Source organism: Thalassolituus sp. ST750PaO-4, assembly GCF_020320405.1.
Lineage (GTDB): Bacteria > Pseudomonadota > Gammaproteobacteria > Pseudomonadales > Oceanobacteraceae > Venatoribacter > Venatoribacter alkanivorans.
Genome location: NZ_JABVCB010000007.1, coordinates 23852 through 43336 on the forward strand (window position 1 = coordinate 23852; position 19485 = coordinate 43336).

At 50.7% G+C, this 19485-nt stretch carries 18 protein-coding genes; 14 read left to right on the forward strand and 4 right to left on the reverse strand.

What is annotated here, in order from left to right:
* Positions 1–65: 65 nt before the first annotated feature.
* Positions 66–710: a leucine-rich repeat domain-containing protein gene (locus tag HUF18_RS06005; RefSeq protein ID WP_225691508.1), complete on the reverse strand. Its 645-nt coding sequence runs from the start codon at positions 708–710 to the stop codon at positions 66–68.
* A 173-nt stretch (positions 711–883) separates the two neighbouring features.
* On the opposite strand from HUF18_RS06005, the gene HUF18_RS06010 reads away from it, so the two are divergent.
* From HUF18_RS06010 to HUF18_RS06060, 10 genes are all read left to right on the forward strand, one after another.
* Positions 884–1861, forward strand: coding sequence for a LysR family transcriptional regulator (locus tag HUF18_RS06010; RefSeq protein ID WP_145469138.1), 978 nt, complete (start codon positions 884–886; stop codon positions 1859–1861).
* Between the two features lie 120 nt (positions 1862–1981).
* Positions 1982–3877, forward strand: a complete 1896-nt coding sequence (locus HUF18_RS19685; RefSeq protein ID WP_274704258.1) for a GAF and HD-GYP domain-containing protein — start codon at positions 1982–1984, stop codon at positions 3875–3877.
* A 199-nt stretch (positions 3878–4076) separates the two neighbouring features.
* On the forward strand, positions 4077–7055 hold the full coding sequence (locus tag HUF18_RS06025; RefSeq protein WP_225691509.1) for a TonB-dependent receptor: 2979 nt from the start codon (positions 4077–4079) through the stop codon (positions 7053–7055).
* Between the two features lie 98 nt (positions 7056–7153).
* Positions 7154–8578, forward strand: a complete 1425-nt coding sequence (locus tag HUF18_RS06030; RefSeq protein ID WP_145469141.1) for a hypothetical protein — start codon at positions 7154–7156, stop codon at positions 8576–8578.
* A gap of 257 nt (positions 8579–8835) precedes the next feature.
* A complete protein-coding gene (locus HUF18_RS06035; protein WP_225691510.1) occupies positions 8836–9618 on the forward strand; it encodes a DUF3450 domain-containing protein in 783 nt (260 codons plus the stop codon).
* The gene (locus tag HUF18_RS06040; protein WP_145469143.1) at positions 9618–11000 is read left to right on the forward strand and encodes a MotA/TolQ/ExbB proton channel family protein; all 1383 of its coding nucleotides are present in this window, start codon (positions 9618–9620) and stop codon (positions 10998–11000) included. Before HUF18_RS06035 ends, HUF18_RS06040 begins: the two co-directional genes overlap by 1 nt.
* Before the next feature lie 3 nt (positions 11001–11003).
* A complete protein-coding gene (locus HUF18_RS06045; protein ID WP_225691511.1) occupies positions 11004–11528 on the forward strand; it encodes a MotA/TolQ/ExbB proton channel family protein in 525 nt (174 codons plus the stop codon).
* Positions 11529–11542: 14 nt separating this feature from the next.
* Positions 11543–11953, forward strand: a complete 411-nt coding sequence (locus HUF18_RS06050; RefSeq protein WP_145469144.1) for an ExbD/TolR family protein — start codon at positions 11543–11545, stop codon at positions 11951–11953.
* A 2-nt stretch (positions 11954–11955) separates the two neighbouring features.
* Positions 11956–12582 carry an energy transducer TonB gene (locus tag HUF18_RS06055; RefSeq protein ID WP_145469145.1) on the forward strand — a complete coding sequence of 209 codons (627 nt, stop codon included), beginning with the start codon at positions 11956–11958 and terminating at the stop codon, positions 12580–12582.
* A 12-nt stretch (positions 12583–12594) separates the two neighbouring features.
* The gene (locus tag HUF18_RS06060; protein ID WP_225691512.1) at positions 12595–13914 is read left to right on the forward strand and encodes a CDC27 family protein; all 1320 of its coding nucleotides are present in this window, start codon (positions 12595–12597) and stop codon (positions 13912–13914) included.
* A gap of 121 nt (positions 13915–14035) precedes the next feature.
* Here the strand turns inward: HUF18_RS06060 and HUF18_RS06065 are convergent, their stop codons facing one another.
* Positions 14036–14779: a hypothetical protein gene (locus HUF18_RS06065; protein WP_145469146.1), complete on the reverse strand. Its 744-nt coding sequence runs from the start codon at positions 14777–14779 to the stop codon at positions 14036–14038.
* Entirely contained in the window at positions 14779–15021 is a 243-nt protein-coding gene (locus tag HUF18_RS06070; RefSeq protein ID WP_225691513.1) for a thioredoxin family protein, read from the reverse strand. Before HUF18_RS06070 ends, HUF18_RS06065 begins: the two co-directional genes overlap by 1 nt.
* A gap of 102 nt (positions 15022–15123) precedes the next feature.
* Here HUF18_RS06070 and HUF18_RS06075 point away from each other — a divergent pair, with 102 nt between their 5' ends.
* The gene (locus HUF18_RS06075) at positions 15124–15681 is read left to right on the forward strand and encodes a MarR family winged helix-turn-helix transcriptional regulator (protein WP_225691514.1); all 558 of its coding nucleotides are present in this window, start codon (positions 15124–15126) and stop codon (positions 15679–15681) included.
* A 54-nt stretch (positions 15682–15735) separates the two neighbouring features.
* Here HUF18_RS06075 and HUF18_RS06080 read toward each other — a convergent pair whose 3' ends face one another.
* Positions 15736–16245 carry a DUF4442 domain-containing protein gene (locus HUF18_RS06080; RefSeq protein ID WP_145469149.1) on the reverse strand — a complete coding sequence of 170 codons (510 nt, stop codon included), beginning with the start codon at positions 16243–16245 and terminating at the stop codon, positions 15736–15738.
* 289 nt (positions 16246–16534) lie between these two features.
* Here HUF18_RS06080 and HUF18_RS06085 point away from each other — a divergent pair, with 289 nt between their 5' ends.
* The 3 genes from HUF18_RS06085 to HUF18_RS06095 all read left to right on the forward strand — a co-directional run bounded on the left by HUF18_RS06085 (position 16535) and on the right by HUF18_RS06095 (position 19440).
* Positions 16535–17569, forward strand: coding sequence for a metallophosphoesterase (locus tag HUF18_RS06085; protein ID WP_225691515.1), 1035 nt, complete (start codon positions 16535–16537; stop codon positions 17567–17569).
* A gap of 121 nt (positions 17570–17690) precedes the next feature.
* Positions 17691–18443 (forward strand): SDR family oxidoreductase, encoded by a 753-nt coding sequence (locus HUF18_RS06090; protein ID WP_225691516.1) that lies wholly within the window; start codon positions 17691–17693, stop codon positions 18441–18443.
* 136 nt (positions 18444–18579) lie between these two features.
* On the forward strand, positions 18580–19440 hold the full coding sequence (locus HUF18_RS06095; protein ID WP_225691517.1) for a LysR family transcriptional regulator: 861 nt from the start codon (positions 18580–18582) through the stop codon (positions 19438–19440).
* The last annotated feature ends 45 nt before the right edge of the window (positions 19441–19485 follow it).

The following is a 19485-nucleotide window of genomic DNA, read 5'->3' on the forward strand; positions in this document are numbered from 1 at the left end:
TTCGGCAGCTTGTTCCTCATATAAAAAAACCTGCGTTAGCAGGTTTTTTTATTTACAACGATAAATCAGATACTGAAGGTTTCTAATGTTTCGGGTATTGATCCCGGCACAGTGGAGGGGTTGTTGTGCGCTGTAAGATGCTTAAGAGCCGGGAGCGTGCCAATAAAGTTCAGGCTGCTGAGTTGATTATCGTTGATGTACAGCTTATTCAGTTTTGTGAGCTGTAACGTATCAATAGAATTCAATTGATTATGGCTAGCCTGCAGGCTGGTCAGTTGTGTCAGGTTATGCAGATAGTTGATGTCGTTCAGCTGATTATGACTGATATCCAGCCAGGCAAGTTTGCTCATTCCCTGCAGTTCTGCTACGGACTGAAGCTGATTATTGGTCAGATTCAGTACCCGGATTTCGGTGAACTGTTCAAGGCCTGCCAGCGTACTGATTGTCAGATGTGGGCATTCCAGCAATTGCAGCTGTTCCTGATATTCAATTCCTGTATCTGCAATGCAGCTTTGCAGGGCACTGTCCGTCAGGCGATTAAAATCTACCGGCGTCAGGGCTGCAGTGGATGGCTGCTTATTGGTGTCAGGTGTGTTTGAATCGATGCCGTTATGGCTGTTGCCAGCACTACTGCCTCCACCGCTGTTACATGCGGCGAGCAGGGTGCTGAGTGTTACAGCCAGTGCTGATCGGGTCCAGGACGTATTCATGGTAAGCCTGTTTTATTATTTTTTTAATGGATACCATCGTACCACAGCAACCAGAGACACTCTAGATTCGTATGAAAAACGGCCGATTTTGTAGCTCATTGATTTATAAGTAAAATTATCCGCTCTGGCGACACCTGAGCCGGTATTCGATGTAAAGGGAGCGTAATATCCACATGCTGGATCTGAATCAACTGACTGTGTTTATCCGTGTGGTGGATGAAGGCAGCTTTACTGCCGCCGGTAAGGCGCTGGGAATGCCCAAATCACGCGTCAGCCGTATGGTTGCCGACCTTGAGGCAAACCTTGGCGCACGCTTACTGCAGCGTACTACGCGTCAGCTTAGTATGACGGAAGTCGGCAGTGCTTATTACAGTCGTTGCCGGCATCTGGTACATGAAATCATCGAAGCTCATGAGATGATTTCTGACCGCGAGGGGAACCCACAGGGTTTATTGCGTATTGCTGTGCCAATGATGGCCGGCAGTGGCGTTATGGGTCATTACTTTGCCCGTTATCAGGCTCAGTATCCGGATGTCCGGCTGGAAGTGATTCATACCGACCGTCCGGTCAACCTGATTCAGGAGGGCTTTGATCTGGGGGTATACCTGGGCGATCTGCCCGATTCGTCGCTGATTGCCCGTACGCTGGCAGAATCCGATTCTGTACTCTGTGCCGCGCCTTCGTACCTGGCACGTGTCGGGCGGCCTTTACATCCCAATGATCTGACGCAGATGCGTTGTGTAAAAATCGGCGAGGGCAGCCAGCCGCAAAGCTATGAGCTGACGCATAATGAAACCGGTGAGGTTGTGGAAGTTAAAGTTGAGCCGACAATCTCAACAAACTCGGTGGTTGCTGGTCTGGGAAGTCTTGTGCAGGGCGCTGGCATTGGTGATGTGCATTACCTGCTGGCTGGAGAGCAGTTTCTTAATGGTCAGCTGGTACCGCTGTTTACCGACTGGAGCCTGCGGCCGCAGCCAATATCTCTGGCCTATCCGTCACGCCAGTACCTGCCACGCAAAGTACGGGTGTTTATTGATTTTATGGTGGCCGAAGCAGAGCGCCTGGAAAAGGTACTTGATGCCTTGCCAACCACTGAAGAGCAGATAACGGCTTTTGCCAGATTGCTGCGTAACGAAGAGCGTAAATCCTAGGGCCTGTTTAATTAGCGTTAACAGGCCCTGGCCGAGGAGTAGGGGCCGCAGCACATGTTTCCTCGTCAGGGTCTATTCTGGAAGCTGACACGGTAACGGCATGTGTGGATGGATACCCGAATGAGCACGGTACCTACGCTTTTTTTTCCTGAATCCTTGTCGCAGGAAGCAGCCCGCGTTGTACAGGCGCTGCTGGATGGCGGCTATATGGCTGTGGCAGACTCCGCGACTGCGGACATTGGTTTATATTCATCAGCATCAGCCTGCCAGCAGGCGCCGCAAGGCCAGATCCGCCTGCTGGAGTATGATCAGCACAGTGGCCTGGATCACAGCACCTTAGGGGCTGACATTCTTCTGCCGGTTTCTTTACCGGTACCCTTTTTAAACAATGCCCTCAAACAGGCCCTGCGCCTCTACCAGCAACAGCAGCAATCGCAATACCTTTCCCGCCAGCTTGCCCATCAGGAAAACCAGTTTGAACGTTTGATGGATATCGGCCTGGCGCTGTCAGCTGAACAGGATCATGCCCGCTTACTGGTGCGTATTCTGCAAGAGGCAAGGCGTTTTGCTAACTGTGATGCTGCGTCGATTTTTCTGATTGAACCCGGCGACAACGGCGAGCGGCAGCTGGTGTTTAAACTCAGTCAGAATGACTCGGTGGAATTTCATTCGGAAGAGCAGCATTTTACGCTCGACAGTTCATCACTGGCCGGCTTTGCCGCGCTGTCCGGCGAGATCCTGAATTTTGATGATGTCTACCACCTGCCGGCAGGCTCCGGCTTTGCATTTAATAAAGCCTATGACCAGCAGCTGGGTTACCGTACCCGCTCAATGCTGGTTATTCCGATGCGCACACACGATGGAAAAATTGTCGGTGTTATCCAGTTTATTAACCGTAAACGCAGTCCTCAGGTGCAACTGAGCAGCCCTGAGATCGTCGAACGTGAAACCCTGCCGTTTGACGAGCGGCTGGTAACACTGCTCGAAACCATGGCCAGTCAGGCGGGTATTGCGATTGAAAATAACCTGCTGATTGAACGTATCAATACTCTGTTTGAAGGCTTTGTCAGTGCGTCTGTGCACGCCATTGAACAACGTGACCCAACCACTTCGGGTCATTCCTTCCGGGTTGCCGAACTTACCATTGCACTGGCCGAGGCGGCGCACAGTGAAACTGCCAAAGAGTATCAGGCCATCCGTTTTCGCAGCGAAGAGCTGCGCGAATTACGTTATGCCGCATTGCTGCATGATTTCGGCAAAGTCGGGGTGCGTGAACATGTACTGGTAAAAGCCAAAAAACTCAGCCCGGAAGCCTGGGTACGTTTTCATTACCGTATTGCCCTGCAGAAAGAGCGGGTGCGTAATCATTTTCTGCAGCAAAAATTAACCGCTGCACGAGAGCGGCGGCTGAACACTGAATATGAACAGCAACTGCAGCAGGCTGAAGAACAGGCTCTGCAAAAACTGGATGCGATGCAGCAGGCCGTAGAACTGGCCAACGAACCCAGCATCCTTGATGAAGGTACATTCGGGCATCTGCAATTATTGCGTGGTGAGGTTTACGCCGATATTGATGGTTGTGAGCGGCCCTTGCTGGAAGATCAGGATTTTCTGGCGCTGGCCGTGCGCCGTGGCAGCCTGACCGAAGAAGAACGGCGTGAAATAGAAAGCCATGTCAGCCATACCATTCGCTTTCTGGCCACCATTCCCTGGACGCCGGAGCTTGAACGTATCCCGCAAATTGCCGGAGCACACCACGAAAAACTGGATGGCACAGGTTATCCCCACGGGCTGATTTCCGCTGATATTCCGGTCGGCGCAAAAATGATGGCCGTGTGCGATATTTTTGATGCCTTAACCGCCTCCGATCGCCCTTACAAAGCCGCGATGCCGGTCGGGCGGGCGCTAGATATTCTGCATGCCGATGCCGGAAACCATAAAATTGATGCATCACTGGTGCGCCTGTTCAGCCGTCTGCCATTGCTGCAGATATTACCCGGACTTAAATTCATCTGATTCCTGCCCCTGCCGGCTTTCGGTGCTTTGTAATCGAAATGTCATATAACCGCAACATACTGCACCGCACTTAAGGTGCGGCTGCTGATTCCAGCTTGAGTCAGAAGAGTATCACGGACGACAACAGTTAATTGACTGCCATTCTGTCACTCGTTTACGGCGCCGCCTGTTAATTCCTGTATTCCTCGTAGGGGGCGTAATGAAACCAACTCGTGTGCTGCTTGCCGCAGCATCGTCTTTATTCGTGTCTCAGCTGATGGCTGGCGAAGCCGTTTTGTATATCACCGAAGATGGCAGCGCGGTACGTGATCTTGCTGTCAGCGTTGATGGCCAGAAAAAACTGGTCGGTGCATCGGGCTTTGTCGTTTTTGATATTAAAAAGGGCGATCACAAAGTTGAGCTTTCCAAATACGGTGAGTGGTTAGGCGAATTTGATTTTGCTACCGCAGGCAGCACCCAGAATGCCGAAGTTCAGGTTGAACTGGTCGGCGGTGAGCCGATGCCGGAAATTAATGTCTACACCCCGGGTCAGGAAGAAGCTCCTGCTGTTGGTCAGATATCAGGTTATCTGCAATCTGATGAAACCGGCGGCCCGGTAAGCGGAGCACGCATTTCTGTTGCCGGCACCGAAATGGCAATGATGACTGATGCCGATGGCTTCTTCAGCTTCGAATTACCCCGCGGTGAATATGCGCTGAATATCGCGCACCCGAATTATGGTAAGCGCGATGTTTCTTCTGTACGCGTTATGTCCAACGTTAATACCGGCGTCAACATGACCATGAGCATGTCCGGTGATGGCGTGATTGAAGAAGTGGTAGCGGTTGGTTCTTATATTCCGTCAACTGCAACCGCACAGGAACGTGACTCATCAGCCGTACTGGATGCCATTGGTTCTGAGCAGATGGCCCGGTTTGGTGATTCCTCTGCAGCTTCTGCACTGAAAAGGGTTGCGGGTGTATCGTTGGTTGGTGGTCAGTTCGCGGTCGTGCGTGGTCTGCAGGGACGTTATATTTCCTCCACACTGAATGGCAGTCTGATGCCAAGTACCGATCCAATGCGTCGTGATGTCCCTCTGGATCTGTTCCCTGCCAGTGTATTGGGTGGGATCAATATTCAGAAAAGTTATACGCCAGACCTGCCGGGTGATACGACCGGTGGCGCGATCATGATGACGACCAAAGGCTTACCTGATGGCCCGGTCAATAAAATCAAAGTTAACGGTGGTCTGAATACCCGTACCACCTTCAGTGATGTTAATGGTTATGAAGGCAGTAGTACCGATTTTACTGGTATGGATGATGGTAGCCGTGACCTGCCATCACTGGTGGACAGTGCAACCAATGGCGGTAATGACGCTATTAATTACTGTAATTTTGCTGGTTGTACTCTGCCGTCAGAAGCTGCGGCTCTGGGTAAATCATTCGATAATAATTACCGTGTAGATCAGATTCAGGCAAAACCCGAGCGTGGGTTTTCTTACGCATTTGGTGATTTAATCAGTAAAGACGCCGGCGATGTTGGTTTTTACGGTGCTGTTCAGTACAACGATAAAACAGAAGCCCGTCATGATGCGAAAACCGACGATCAGAATATTTCTGGTACCTATGAGCGTAGTAAGCGCAAAATTGATGCTACAGGTTATTTTGTTGCCGGCTTTGAAAATGAAAACCATAAACTGAACAGTAAATCGATTTTACTGCGTAAAACCGATAATACTGTTCGTACCTCCTCCGTATATGACGCTGATGATAACCAGCAAACCAAAGAATATACACTGCAGTGGGTGGAGCGTCAGTTTCTGTCACAGCAGTTTTCAGGTGAGCACTTCTTTGTCGATGGCACCAACCAGTTAAACTGGCGCCTGGGCTACTCTCAGACAAGTCGTGATGAACCGGATCGCCGTACGTATCAGTACATTAACGGTAATCTGATTCCTTCGACGATTGAACGTCGCTATGCAGAATTAACTGAAGATGCGTTTGAATTTGGTTTGGATTACACCTTCGATCAGATGATTACCGACACCATCGGTATGAAGCTGAAAGCCGGTATGCTGATGTCAACTAAAGACCGTACCGTTGATCTGGTGCGTATTGGTTTTGAGATACCGTCGACCTCAACCCTTGATGTCACTCAGGATATTGAACATATCCTTACGGCTGCCAATTTCGATAGCGGAGATGCACGTATTCAGGTACGTACTTCACCAACGGACAGCTATGAAGCTACTGATGATATGTTCGCTTATTATGGTTCGGCTGAGCTGGATCTGACGGATGTGAAAATTCTGGCTGGCGCCCGTCTGGAAGATTCTGAACAGACCCTGAGCTATCCAAACAGCAGTGTTGTGGATGATACCCTGAGTGCGAATGAGGTTCTTCCGGTCGTTTCTGTCAGCTGGCAGGCAAATGAAGAAATGCAGGTTCGTTTTGGTGTCAGTCAGACGCTGTCCCGCCCAGGTCTGACAGAGCGTTCGCGTTCTGTACAGTACGATCCGGAAACCGATGAGCAGATTTTCGGTAATCCGAATCTTCAGATCTCAAAAATTACCAATATTGATCTGCGTGGTGAATACTACTTCAGTGAAGAAGAAAGCATTTCTGTTGCGTTATTCAGTAAAGATATTGCTGATCCGATTGAACGCAGTATTCCGGATGGTTCAGGTTCTGCTTCCGATGGTTCAACCTTCCGTAATGAAGATTCAGCGACAGTTCAGGGGATTGAGTTTGATTTCCGGAAAAACACTCTGGATGGTGATGCCTGGTCAGGTTTTGTCTCCGGTAATCTGACCTTTCTGGATGCGACGGTTAACCTGAGTGATGACACTGCCCGATTTGAAGGTAAAAGCAGTCGTAAACTTCAGGGACAATCAGAATATCTGGCTAACCTTCAGATAGGTTTCGATCACTTACCATCAGGCCAAAATATTACTTTCCTGGTGAATTACTTCGATGATCGTATCTATAAGACTTCTCGTGCACTGGATCCTGAAATTGAAGAAGGGCGTTATAGCGTCGATATCGTATATCAATACGATGCGACAGAAAATTTTATGGTAAAAGCTAAGGCTAATAATATCACCGATGAAAAAGTGGTTTTCAGTCGTGATGGTAAGGAAATAGAAAGCTATTTCGATGGTGCAAATATCAGCGCCAGCATTGAATACAGTTTTTAACTGAATCGTAAAAATTACTTATTAAATGTCATTTAAGTGTCATAAAGCCGGATCAGAATACGAGTCGGCTTTTGATGAACTCTCTGAGGAAAGATTAAATGGAACTGAAAAAGAACTACCTGGCTCTGGCCGTAATTTCTGCAGCACTGGTTGGCTGTGGTGGTGATGATGACAACAACAGCAGCAAGAAGAACGTTTCTGGTGTTTCTTGTGTAGACAATGTTTGTACTCTGGAAGGCCAGATTACTGAAGACGTGACCCTGACTGCGGATAAAGAATGGCGTTTAAATGGTTTTGTAACCATCGGTGCAGGTAACGTTGAACTGGCTGATGCTGCTGCCGTTGCAGCTGCTAAAGCTGCTGGTGTAACTCTGACAATTAAACCAGGTGTTCATGTTAAAGCATTTAACACCGGTGCTCTGTTGGTTACCCGTGGTTCAAAAATCATGGCAGAAGGTACAGCTGCTGCGCCAATTACTTTCAGCTCTATTCAGGATGATGACTTTGATGGTCAGGGCGAATGGGGTGGTGTTGTTGTTCAGGGCTTCGCTCCACAGTATGGCAAAGGCAATACTGAAGCTTGTTTCGGTACCGGAACAGTTTGTAATGTTGATGGTGAAGGCGGTGATGGCATTGGTAAATTCGGTGGTAACGATACTGCCGATAACAGCGGTGTGATCAAGTATGTTCGTATTGCTGAAGCTGGTCGTGTAGCCGGTCCTAACAACGAAATCAATGGTCTGACTCTGCAGGGTGTTGGTTCTGGTACTACTCTGGAGTACATCCAGATCCACAATAACCTCGATGATGGTATCGAGTGGTTCGGTGGTAATGCTAACCTGAAGCACGCAGTTCTGACCGGTAACGATGATGATGACATCGACTTCGATGAAGGTTACCAGGGTAATATGCAGTATGTTCTGATTGTTAAAGATCAGTCTAAAGATAAGCCAAGTGGTTCTAACGATCCTCGCGGTGTTGAAGCTAACTCCAGTGGTTCAGATGCTGTGTCGCACACGACTGCTGCTCTGGCCAACTTCACTGTTGTTGGTGGCCCTCTGACCAATAACGCCTCGTATACCGTTCCTGTAAAACAGTCAGATGGTACTTACAAAGACGAAGCCATTGGTTATCAGCCAGGTCTGAAGCTGCGCGGTCAGGTGAATGTTGAGTTTGTAAATACTGTAGTAGCTAACTGGGACAAAAACTGTGCAGAAGCGGATGACGTGGTAGCTAACTTCACTCAGGTGGAGTCTGACTGTACTGCAGCTAACGTTCTGAAAACGAAAAACTCTCCAACTGTAACCGGTACTATTGCGTCTGATCTGACCATCAGCTTCGACAGCAAACTGGCGTACAGCTCTAACTCTACTGTTAACTCCATCAAGCCAACAGCTGTTGGTGCTGGTAACGACAGCTTCTTCGAAGCAACCGACTACATCGGTGCTGTTGATCCAGATGCTGCTACCGCATGGTGGTCTGGCTGGACTCTGCCAAACACTGTACCAAGCCTGAATAACTGATTTCAGTTTCAGGTTAAAACGGCGCCTTCGGGCGCCGTTTTTATTTAATTTCCTGCATTTCCGTTACTTTCCTGCTTCGTTTTTCCCCGATCCTTATATTCAGCCGCTCCGGCAATAAATGACATCCTGTCATAAAAATGCAGCCTTTCTGTCATGTAATAGAACTGTCACAGAACTGCAGTATCTTGCGCTCTGAATTTGGGGAGTCTGCGTCACGCAGACGAATTGAGAACAAAACGGGTAATACACATATGCCGATGCAACTGCGAACTCGCAACCTTCTGGCGGCCGCCATGCTCAGCGCAGGCGTGGTAATGGGTGCTTCTGCCGCCACGGTAGACGGTGCTCTGGATCAGGGCGTTAACCGCGCCAACAAAGCACAGCAATCGCAGCAGAAAATTGATTCTGTTGATAACAGTATCCGCGCTCAGGAGCGTGAATACCGTGGTCTGGTCAAAGAAATTGATGGTCTGAATGTTTACGTAACACAGCTGAATAAGCAGCTGAAAGCCCAGCAGGATGAGCTGGCCAGTATTGAAGCCAGCATTAAAAACGTCACGCTGGTTGAACGTCAGATCACACCGCTGATGCTGCGCATGATTGATGCCATCGACCAGTTTGTGGCCGCTGATGTGCCGTTTCTGTCCGAAGAGCGCAGCAAGCGCGTAGCCAATCTGAAAAATATGATGGGCCGTTCGGACGTAACTGTTGCCGAGAAATACCGCAAAGTAACAGAAGCCTATCAGGCCGAAGTCGATTACGGCCGCACCATTGAATCGTACCGTGGCACGCTGGCGACCAATGGCCAGAGCCGTGAAGTGGATTTCCTGCGCGTGGGCCGTATTTCCCTGATGTATCAGTCACTGGACGGTCAGGAGCTGGGTGTATGGAACACCGCGGCTAATCAGTGGGAGCCACTGGACGCATCCTTCAAAAGCAAGCTGATGGCTGGTATCCGTATCGCCCGTGAACAGGCTGCACCAGATCTGATTAAAGTGCCTGTCGCCGCACCCACTTCAGCACAGCAGGAGACTAAATAATGAAACTGCAATCTTTGTTTTTAAGTGCCGCTCTGGTGCTGGGTCTGAATACTCATGTTCAGGCGGCGGAGCCGGTCAGTGTTGATTCTCTGCTGAATCTGGTTAAACAGGGTCAGGCCCGTGACGATAAAGAATTCAAACAGCGTCTGGCACGTTTTAATCAGTCAAAAGCTGAGCAGGAAAAAATGGTTGCGGATGCGCAGAATGAGCGCACCCGTCTCGAGCAGCTGAGTGCACAGAAAGAAAAAGAATTTCAGCAGAACGAAACCGCAGTGGCGGAAGCTCAGGAACGCCTGAATAACCGTCTGGGCAGTCTGAAAGAATTATTCGGTGTACTGCAGCAGGTGGCCGGCGATACCAAAGCGGTATTTGAAGGTTCAGTTATCAGTTCTGAATTACCGGGCCGTGAACAGTTCCTGACCGATCTGATTAAAACCGCAGGTTCTTCTTCCAAGCTGCCATCCATTGAAGAACTGGAACGTCTGTGGTTCGAAATGCAGCGTGAAATGACCTACAGCGGCCGTGTATCGACTTACAACGCGCAAGTGGTACTGCCAAGCGGTGACACAACGGAAGAGCAGGTTATTCGTGTTGGCGGCTTTAACGTTGTCTCCGCTGATAAATACCTGAACTGGGATCTGGAAGCCGGTCGCCTGGTCGAGCTGGATAAGCAGCCTGGCAGCCGTTACACCGATCCTGCCGCGGAACTGGCTTCTGCTACCGGCACTGAACTGACCGGTTTCTGGATCGATCCTTCCCGTGGTCAGCTGCTGAAAATCATGGGGCAGTCACCAGAGCTGGGTGACCGTGTTGATCAGGGTGGTGTGGTTGGTTACATCATTATTGTACTGGGTGCTATTGGTATTGCCCTGGCTCTGTGGCGCATGGTTGTACTGTACAGCGAAGCCGGAAAAATCCGTGCTCAGATGGATAACGACACGCCAAACGAAAATAACGCTCTGGGTCGTGTAATGGCAGTATTTAATGCCAATAAAAATGCTGATACCGAAACCCTGGAACTGCATCTGGGCGAAGCCATAGCCGCTGAAATTCCACGTTTAACCCGCGCGATTGGCTGGATCAAAATTATCTCCGTGGTTGCACCATTGCTGGGTCTGCTGGGTACGGTGACCGGTATGATCGACGTATTCGAAACCATGTCGCTGTTCGGTACCGGCGATCCGAAACTGATGGCAGGTGGTATTTCTCAGGCACTGGTAACAACGGTTCTGGGTCTGGTAGCGGCAATTCCTTGTGTGTTCCTGCATACCTTAACCAACAACCGTTCACGTGAACTGATGATGATTCTGGAAGAACGCGCCACCGGTATTCTGGCGCGTCAGTCCGAACAGCAGACCAAACCTCAGGCAACAGCGGCGTAACCCATGATGTTCGGTGAATTGTACGAACCGGTATATCTGTTTATGGAACGTGGAGGCGATGTCCTCTACGCCATCTTCGGACTGATTTTTATCCTCTGGTTACTGGTACTCGAACGCGCCGCTTATTTTATGTTCTCGTACCGCCCGGCTCTGGCCGCCGCGGTACAGGAATGGGAAGCGCGCAGTGAGCGCCGCTCCTGGCATGCGCATCAGATCCGTCAGGATCTGATCAGCCAGCTGAACATTAATTTAAGCGCCAATATGAGCACCATCAAAATGGTGATTGGACTGGCGCCACTGTTCGGCTTACTGGGAACGGTAACGGGCATGATTGAAGTATTTGATGTGATGGCATTTCTGGGGAACGGCAGTCCGAAAGCCATGGCCTCCGGTATTTCCAAAGCCACCATTCCAACCATGGCCGGGATGGTCGGTGCGCTGACCGGGGTATTTGCTCAGTCACTGCTCGAACGTTTTATCAAGCGCGAAAAAATTCGCCTTGAAGACCAGTTAACTTTTGACCACTAATTGGAATTAATAGTATGAGACGTGGTTTTTCGAATTTAACCCCGCAGGCAGAAGAAGGCGAAATCGACATTACGCCAATGCTGGACGTGGTATTTATTATGCTGATTTTCTTTATCGTAACGGCCTCGTTCGTTAAAGAATCCGGTATCGAAGTCAACCGTCCGGATGCCAGCACAGCGCAGTCCAAGCCGCGTGCCAATATCCTGATTGCCATTAACGACATGGGTGAAATCTGGATTAACAAACGCAAAGTTGATGAAAGCCAGGTACGCGCCAATATCGAACGCATGCACGCCGAAAATCCGCAGGGTACTGTCGTTATTCAGGCCGATGAGGAAGCCAAAACCCGTCAGCTGGTAGCGGTAATGGACGCTGCCCGTCAGGCCGGTGTTTATGATGTATCACTGGCGACTGAGGAGCGCTGATCATGCAATCCAGCTTGCTACGCTTCGGCGCTGCGCTGGCGGTTGCAGCCGTCGCTACCTTTGCGGTGTTCTGGATGATGCAGAGCCTGATCAGCACCGGAGGATCGGTGCTGAACGAACAGGACTTTGGCCGCATTCAGAGCTTCGTGATGGATAAGCCAGACGACGAAGTCCGCACCAAAGAGCGCAAGCCACAGAAGCCACCAACGCCGCCGGCCGAACCACCAAAACCGGATATGCCCCGCCCGGACATGGCACAGGCAAATACCGATGGTTTTGATATCGGTGGATTTGATCTTGGCGCCGATCTTAACGTTGATGCCGGACTCGGTGGCGGCAGTGGTGATGGTGAATTTTTACCGATCGTAAAAGTTGCACCTAATTATCCGCGCCGTGCCGCGCAGAAAGGTATTGAAGGTTATGTGGTGGTGGAATTCACCGTAACCACGCTGGGTACGGTGACCGAGCCGCATGTTATTGAAGCCGATCCTCCGGGTATTTTTGACCGTGAGGCGATGGCGGCGGTTACCAAATTCAAATACAAGCCGAAAATCGAAAACGGTAAAGCCGTTGAGGTAAAAGGCGTACGCAACATTATCCGTTTTGAACTGGATAAGAGTGGCAGATAACAGGAGTCCTTTATGACGAATGCTATGAAACAACCCGTTGCTGTGCTGATGACTGCGGTACTGGCCTATGGTGCAAGCATGCTTGCGCCGGCGGCAGCCTGGTCGCAGAGCAAGGATCAGCAGGCAGAAGAGCAATCTTCTTCTGCAGAAAAGAAACGTGTACGCCGTGCCCAGACTTTACGACCTCATATCTATAAAAAGCTGGATGCTGCCCGGGCGTTGTCTGATGAAAAGAAATACGCCGAAGCAATTGAGGCACTGAACGCGGTTGAGAAAATCAAACGCAACAGTTACGAACAGGCGATGACACACAATATGTTCGCCTATGTGTACTTTAATCAGGAAGATTATAAGAACGCTATTGGTGCCTATAAAAACGTCGTGGCAACCAAAAATATTCCGGAAAGTCTGGAGCAGACCACACTGTACAGTCTGGCTAAACTCTATCTGATTCAGGAAGATTATAAAAATGCACTGACGCAGCTGAATAAATGGTTCGCGATGGTTGAAAAACCGAATGCTGAAGCCTTTATTTTACGGGCACAGATGCAGTTCCAGCTGGAGAAATATCAGCAGGCTCTGCCGGATGTGAAAAAAGCCATCGCCATGACCAAAGAGCAGGGCAACCAGCCAAAAGAAAACTGGCTGCTGCTGGAGCGTGCGGTGTACTACCAGAACAAAGATTTCAAAAATCTGGCGCGCTGTCTGCAGGATCTGTCGACCCTGTATCCGAAAGCCCAATACTGGGTGCAACTGGCGGCCGTTTACAGTGAGCTTGGCCAGCCGCTGAAAGAACTGGCGGCGTTGGAAACCGCACACGAGCAGGGTTTGCTGAGCAAAGAAAGCGAGCTGGTGAATCTGGCGCAGGCTTTATTAGGGCAGGAAATTCCGTATAAAGCCGCTGCCATTCTTGAAGACGGCATGAAAGACAAAAAGATTGAAGCCAGTGCTAAAAATCTGTCTTTGCTGGGTGATGCCTGGATGCTGGCAAAAGAATACGATAAAGCCATTGTGGTAATGGCCAAAGCGGCTGAAGCCTCTCAGGCCGGTAAAGACTTCTACAAGCTGGCGCAGATTCATACCGAACGTCAGGAATGGAAGCTGGCACTGAATAATGTCGATAAAGCGCTGAAGCTGGGTAAGCTGCAGCAGCCTTCGGCGGCCTATATCCTGAAAGGTCTGATTCTGTTTAATCTGGATGATCTGCCATACGCACGCGACAGCTTTGAAGAAGCGCAGAAGTTTGCCGAAGCAGAAAAAATGGCTGATCAGTGGTTGCGTTATATCGATGGCGAACAAAAGCGCCGTGAGTATATGGCTGCGAATAACTGATTCTTTTATCGGCTATAAAACAGCCCCGGCAAGTTAATACTGCCGGGGCTTTTTTATGGAGCTTTTCAGGTATTTATCCTCGGATTTTTTGAATAAGCAGACATCCTTGTCCGGCTACGGTTCAGTGATTGACCTTGCCCGGTAAACTCAGATCACCCGAGGCTATATCCATTACATTCACCACACACAGCAGTGGCGAGTGCACACTCTGATTAACCCGTAAACCTGCGGTTACACCATCAAAGTTTGCCTGTTCAACAACGGCAATATCTGCAAAGGGAACACGAACCTCCACATGCTCGGCGGAGAACACCGGGTCCCAGCCCGGGCTGTCGAGCAGAATTGGCAGGCCCGGCCAGGTTGCCGGCAAACGCGGCTTAACACCTTCCGGAATATCGGCAACGCCCAGTGCACCTTTGCCACAGCGTTCATCGGGATGTAACACCACCCAATGACTGTGCCAGAGATTGCCGTCGTTGCCGGTATCGCCATCATTGTTTTCATCGTACAGCGGTGTGTCGTCAAAATCCGGATGGCTGGTTACCGCCAGAGCCAGAATACCGGCTTGTTTGTCAAAACCCACCTCGTAGCTGTCAATGGTTGTTGGCCAGACATAAGAAAATACATGGCTGCCGGCAAGCTGTCCGCTCGCCGCGGGAGTATTTTCTCCGGCATTACCGGATACCGCCATATGGAAGGTTGCGATGCTGCCTTCAGTGGTGATTTTGGTATGAATAATATCGAAAGGAGCCAGTTCAATATTTTTCTTTTCTGCCTGTATGCCGCCGTGATGGTGGCCGCCCGCACAGGCTGCGGCAGAAAATCCCGCCGCTATAAAGGCCAGCAACAGTGAATGATTAGCCATTATTGCGCTCCTTTTAAATCGTCTAATGAGGCTCCGAAATTGATATGGAGCACCTGACCGTTGAGCAGCAATGCGGGTACCGATTTTACGCCGGCTAGTTCCGCAGCTGTAATTTCGGCGGGCTCTTCACCCAGATGGACGATTTTCAGATTCAGGCGCTGCTGATCCAGTGCGGCCAGCAGAGCCTGTTCTGCGCTGACACATACCGGACAACCGGCGTGATAAAAAATGGCGTTGTTCATTATCTCTCTCCAAATTTATGTATCGACTCGATACCTTTTAAACCCTAAGGGACGGATTGCCCTGTTGTCAATAAAGTTTTTAGTCGATACTATGTGCCAATGATGACTGATCTGATTTACAACCACGTTGAGCGGCTTGGGGAATTACTCCGGGTTGACGCACGCCAGTGCGGCGCAGAATTCGGCCTGTTGCCGGTTCAGCTGGAGGCGCTGCATTACCTGTCGATCTGCAATCGCTATTCGGATACGCCAATGGCGGTGAGTGAGTATCTGGGGCAGACCAAAGGTACGGTGTCACAGACGCTGAAAGTGCTGGAAAAAAAGGCATTGCTGCAAAAGGTCGCGGATACCGCGGATAAGCGCGTAACGCATCTGCGCGTGACTGAGGCGGGTCAGCAGCTGTTGCAGCAGCTGATTCCCTCTCCGATGTTTGCTAAAGCCTGTGCGCATTTATCGGCTGCTGAGCAGCAACAGGTCAGCGCCGCCCTGAAATTATTGCTGACAGGATTTTTAAGCGCTAATCAGATGAAATCATTTGGTATATGCCGTTCGTGTCGCCATAACCGTGAGACAGAAGACGGGTATTTCTGCAATCTGCTGCAACAGCCACTGTCAGCAGAAGATGCAGAGCTGATTTGTAAGGAGCATGAACGGCAGTAGCGTTTTGCTCCCGCGTAATGGCTGCGGCAATTCCTTTGCCGCTGCATCACATACTTACTTCTTCTTCGGCGTCCACGCCCACACCATGGTGGCTTTGACGGTTTCGGTACCGCTGCCATCGGTGATTACAACCGGCACTTCGATATCGCCTTTTTCGGTGTTCTTCACATAGTCGAGCTGCTCATCGCTGAAGCTTGCCACCGCTTTCATATCACCGCTGGCACGCTTGAGGTATTCCAGCTGCATGGAGCGGATAACAATGATGCGGTCATCGGGTACGCTCATGCCGGTCATGAAACCAGTGGCCGACTCGGCCAGCAGACCCATCGCCGCGGCGTGCACACTGCCGATATGGTTCTGCACTTTCTTCTTGTTGCGCATAACGATCACGCATTCCTGCGGGGTCAGTTTTTCTACGCGGGTGCCGGCGGTGCCGGCGAAAGGAATCACCCGGCCCATTACCAGTGACAGTGCCTTGGCGCGCCAGGCTACCGGCAGTTTATTCACTTTGCTGACGACGGTGCTGAGTCGGTTAGGACGGTTTGCTTTATCTGTGTTTGCCATAGCTGGGTTCTTCGGTTTTGGTTGTAAAGGCGCGCAGTGTAGAGTGGCTGGCCTGTGTTGAATATGGCCGAAATGACGTTTTAACGGCCCGTGTATCAGGCTGTTTTGACGCCGTCCTGAGCCGGGTTGCGTTATATCCTCACCACTGGCCGGTAGTGTCCTTTTGAGATTGGTACCTTTGTGCTGTTATCCGCATTGCCATAAAACAAAAACAAAGCTGTAACATGGTGCCACTATGCTGCGGCGGCTTTCACAATGTTGTTCTCACCGCTGAATAAAGGAGATACCTATGAATAAAATGATGCTTCCCGTGCTGCTGAGCAGTGTGGTTGCCGCTCAGGCGCTGGCCATGTCGAAAACCCCGGAGCCGCTGCCGGATGTGGGTACTGTTAACAAGACCGTCCGCTTTATCGCTATCGGTGATATGGGGACTGGCGGCGATGGTCAGTATAAAGTGGCTGCGGCACTGGAATCTGTATGTGCCGAACGTGGTTGTGATTTCGCCATCGGACTGGGCGATAACATTTATGAAGCCGGCGTAGATTCGGTATCGGATATTCAGTTCCAGACCAAATTTGAAGACCCGTATAAAAACCTCAACTTCCCGTTTTATATGACGCTGGGCAATCACGATAACTCATGGTTATTCGGTGGTGACGGTCTGGATAACGATAAAGGCGATATTCAGGTGGATTATCACTATCAGCAGAACCGCCCAAGCAATAAGTGGCAGATGCCGGCACGTTACTACACGTTCTCCGCGCCGTTAAACGAAGAGCAGCCACTGATTAACTTCTTCTCCCTCGATTCCAACCCGCTGGCCGCAGTGGGCGATGCTGATGCTGAATACTGGCAGCTGCCGTACAAAAAGACCCAGGCAGAATGGATCGACCGCGAGCTGAATAACGCTTCCGCACCGTGGAAAATTGCCTTTGCCCATCATCCGTTTCTGTCCAACGGTAAGCACGGTAACGCCGGTATGTATGACGGCTTCCCGGGCGCCGGCGTGGTGTATTACGACATGCTGAAAGACCATGTCTGTAACAAAGTGGATGTGATGATTGCCGGTCACGATCATGAACTGCAATTCCTGCAGCCGGTGGATAAATGCGGAAAAACCCTGCACATGGTTTCCGGTGCCGGTGGCAAGAGCCGTGAGTTCAAAGACACCGAGCGCAACGCCGCTTACTGGCAGCAGGATAAAACGCTGGGCTTTTTCTATATCGAAATCGCTGGCGATGAATTCCGTGCAACTTCTTATACCGTTGACAGCGTCAGCGGTGAATTGACCCGTGCTTTTGATAAAACCCTGACTCGCCAATAAACCGGGCGTTAGTGCAATAACGCATAATCCGCTGTCACCCGTGTGGCAGCGGATTTTTTTTGCCTATGCTTTGATCATGGTCCGGCAAATGCCGGCTGCAGAATCAGCAAGGAGAACCGTTATGAACGTAATCGCAACGCAGGATCTGAAAATACTGATCACTGGCGGAGCCAGTGGCATTGGTGCCGCTACCGCCAGGCTGCTGGCAGCGGAAGGTGCTCAGGTATTGATTGCCGATGTACAGGATGATGCAGGAAATGCTCTGGCTAAGGAGCTGGGTTCACGGGTGCGTTACCGGCATCTGGATGTGGTCAGTGTTCAGGACTGGGAGCAGGCAATCGCTTTTGCCGAAGCAGAATTCGGCGGCCTGAACGCACTATTCAATAATGCCGGAGTCGTGGGTTTCAGTGGTGCAGAAAACAGCTCGCCGGAAGAGTTTAAGCGCGTTACCGATATCAATTTATACGGTGTGTTTCTCGGCATTCATTGCGTCACACCGGCGCTGAAAAAAGCAGGGGGCGGGGCCATTGTAAATACCTCATCCACAGCAGGTTTACAGGGTTATGGCGGTCTTGCCGGTTATGTGGCCAGTAAATGGGGCGTACGCGGGCTGACCAAGGCCGCGGCGCTGGATCTGGCGCCATACAATATCCGCGTGCTGTCATTACACCCCGGGCCAATACGCACTGCTATGACTGATGGCTTGCCCGATGCGATTGCTCAGGCGCAGCCCATTCCCCGGTTTGGTGAGGCGCTTGAGGTCGCGCGCATGGCGCGCTTTATGTTTACCGAAGCCACTTATTCAACCGGCAGTGAATTCGTCATTGATGGCGGCGCCGTGACCGGACAGGTATTATCCTGGGCGGACGAATAACTTCGTCATCGTATGTTGTCAGAGCTGCTCAGTATATTGTCAGAGCCACGCTCTCCGCTGTAAGCAAGCTCTGACATCGCCGGTTTCCGTCAGGAAATACGGTTGTATCCCCAGATTGGTATGCGGTTTAAACAGTATGAAAATTACTCTGGAAATGTGGCGCACTTTTGTTGCTACGGCTGAGCAGGGAAGCACCATTAAAGCGGCAGAATTTCTCTGCAAAAGCCAGTCGGCGGTGGTGCACAGTCTGAAAAAAATGGAATCTTTATTAAATCAGCCTTTATTTCAGGTTCAGGGGCGTCAGTCGCAGCTGACGCTGGCCGGTGAACAATTGCTGGTGCAGGCACGGGCTTTACTGGCCCGCGCCGAATCGCTGGAAATAAAAGCTACCGATAGTGCTTTGGCACAGCGTCAGGAAATCGCCCTGGCGGTGGATGTCCTGTTACCTCCGGCATATTGGTTACCGCGACTGGCGCAGTTCAGCGCAGAAATGCCACAGGTGTCGGTACAGATTTATGAAAGTGCGTTATCGGGTGCCGCGCAGCTGCTGGAACAGGGGCTGGTTGCTGTCGCCATCGCCAGTCAACTACCCCATGACATACTGAGTGAGCCTTTACTGGCGGTGCGTAAACACTGTGTCTGCGGTTTATCTCATCCGCTGGCGAGCGCCGGGCAACTCACTGACAGCGACCTTAAACAACACTGCCAGATCGTGTTGCGTGATAGTGGCAGCGCCAACCGCGACAGTGGCTGGCTGGCAGCACAGCAGCGTCTGACCCTTGATTCTGCAGCACTTGCTCAGCAGGCGGTAGAAGCCGGTGTGGGCTTTGCCTGGCTGCCGGAATATCTGATTACCGGGCAGATGCAGCGCCTTACTCTGGCAGCCGGCAATGAGCGGGAAGTGGCTTTGCATATCGGTCTGAACCCGGAGTTTGCACATCTGACTGCCGTTGCCCGCCTGTATGAATTGCTGACCCAGACCCCGCCTGCCGCATAAACATGCAAAAAACGGCGTATATTCAGCCGTTCTTTTCATTATTTT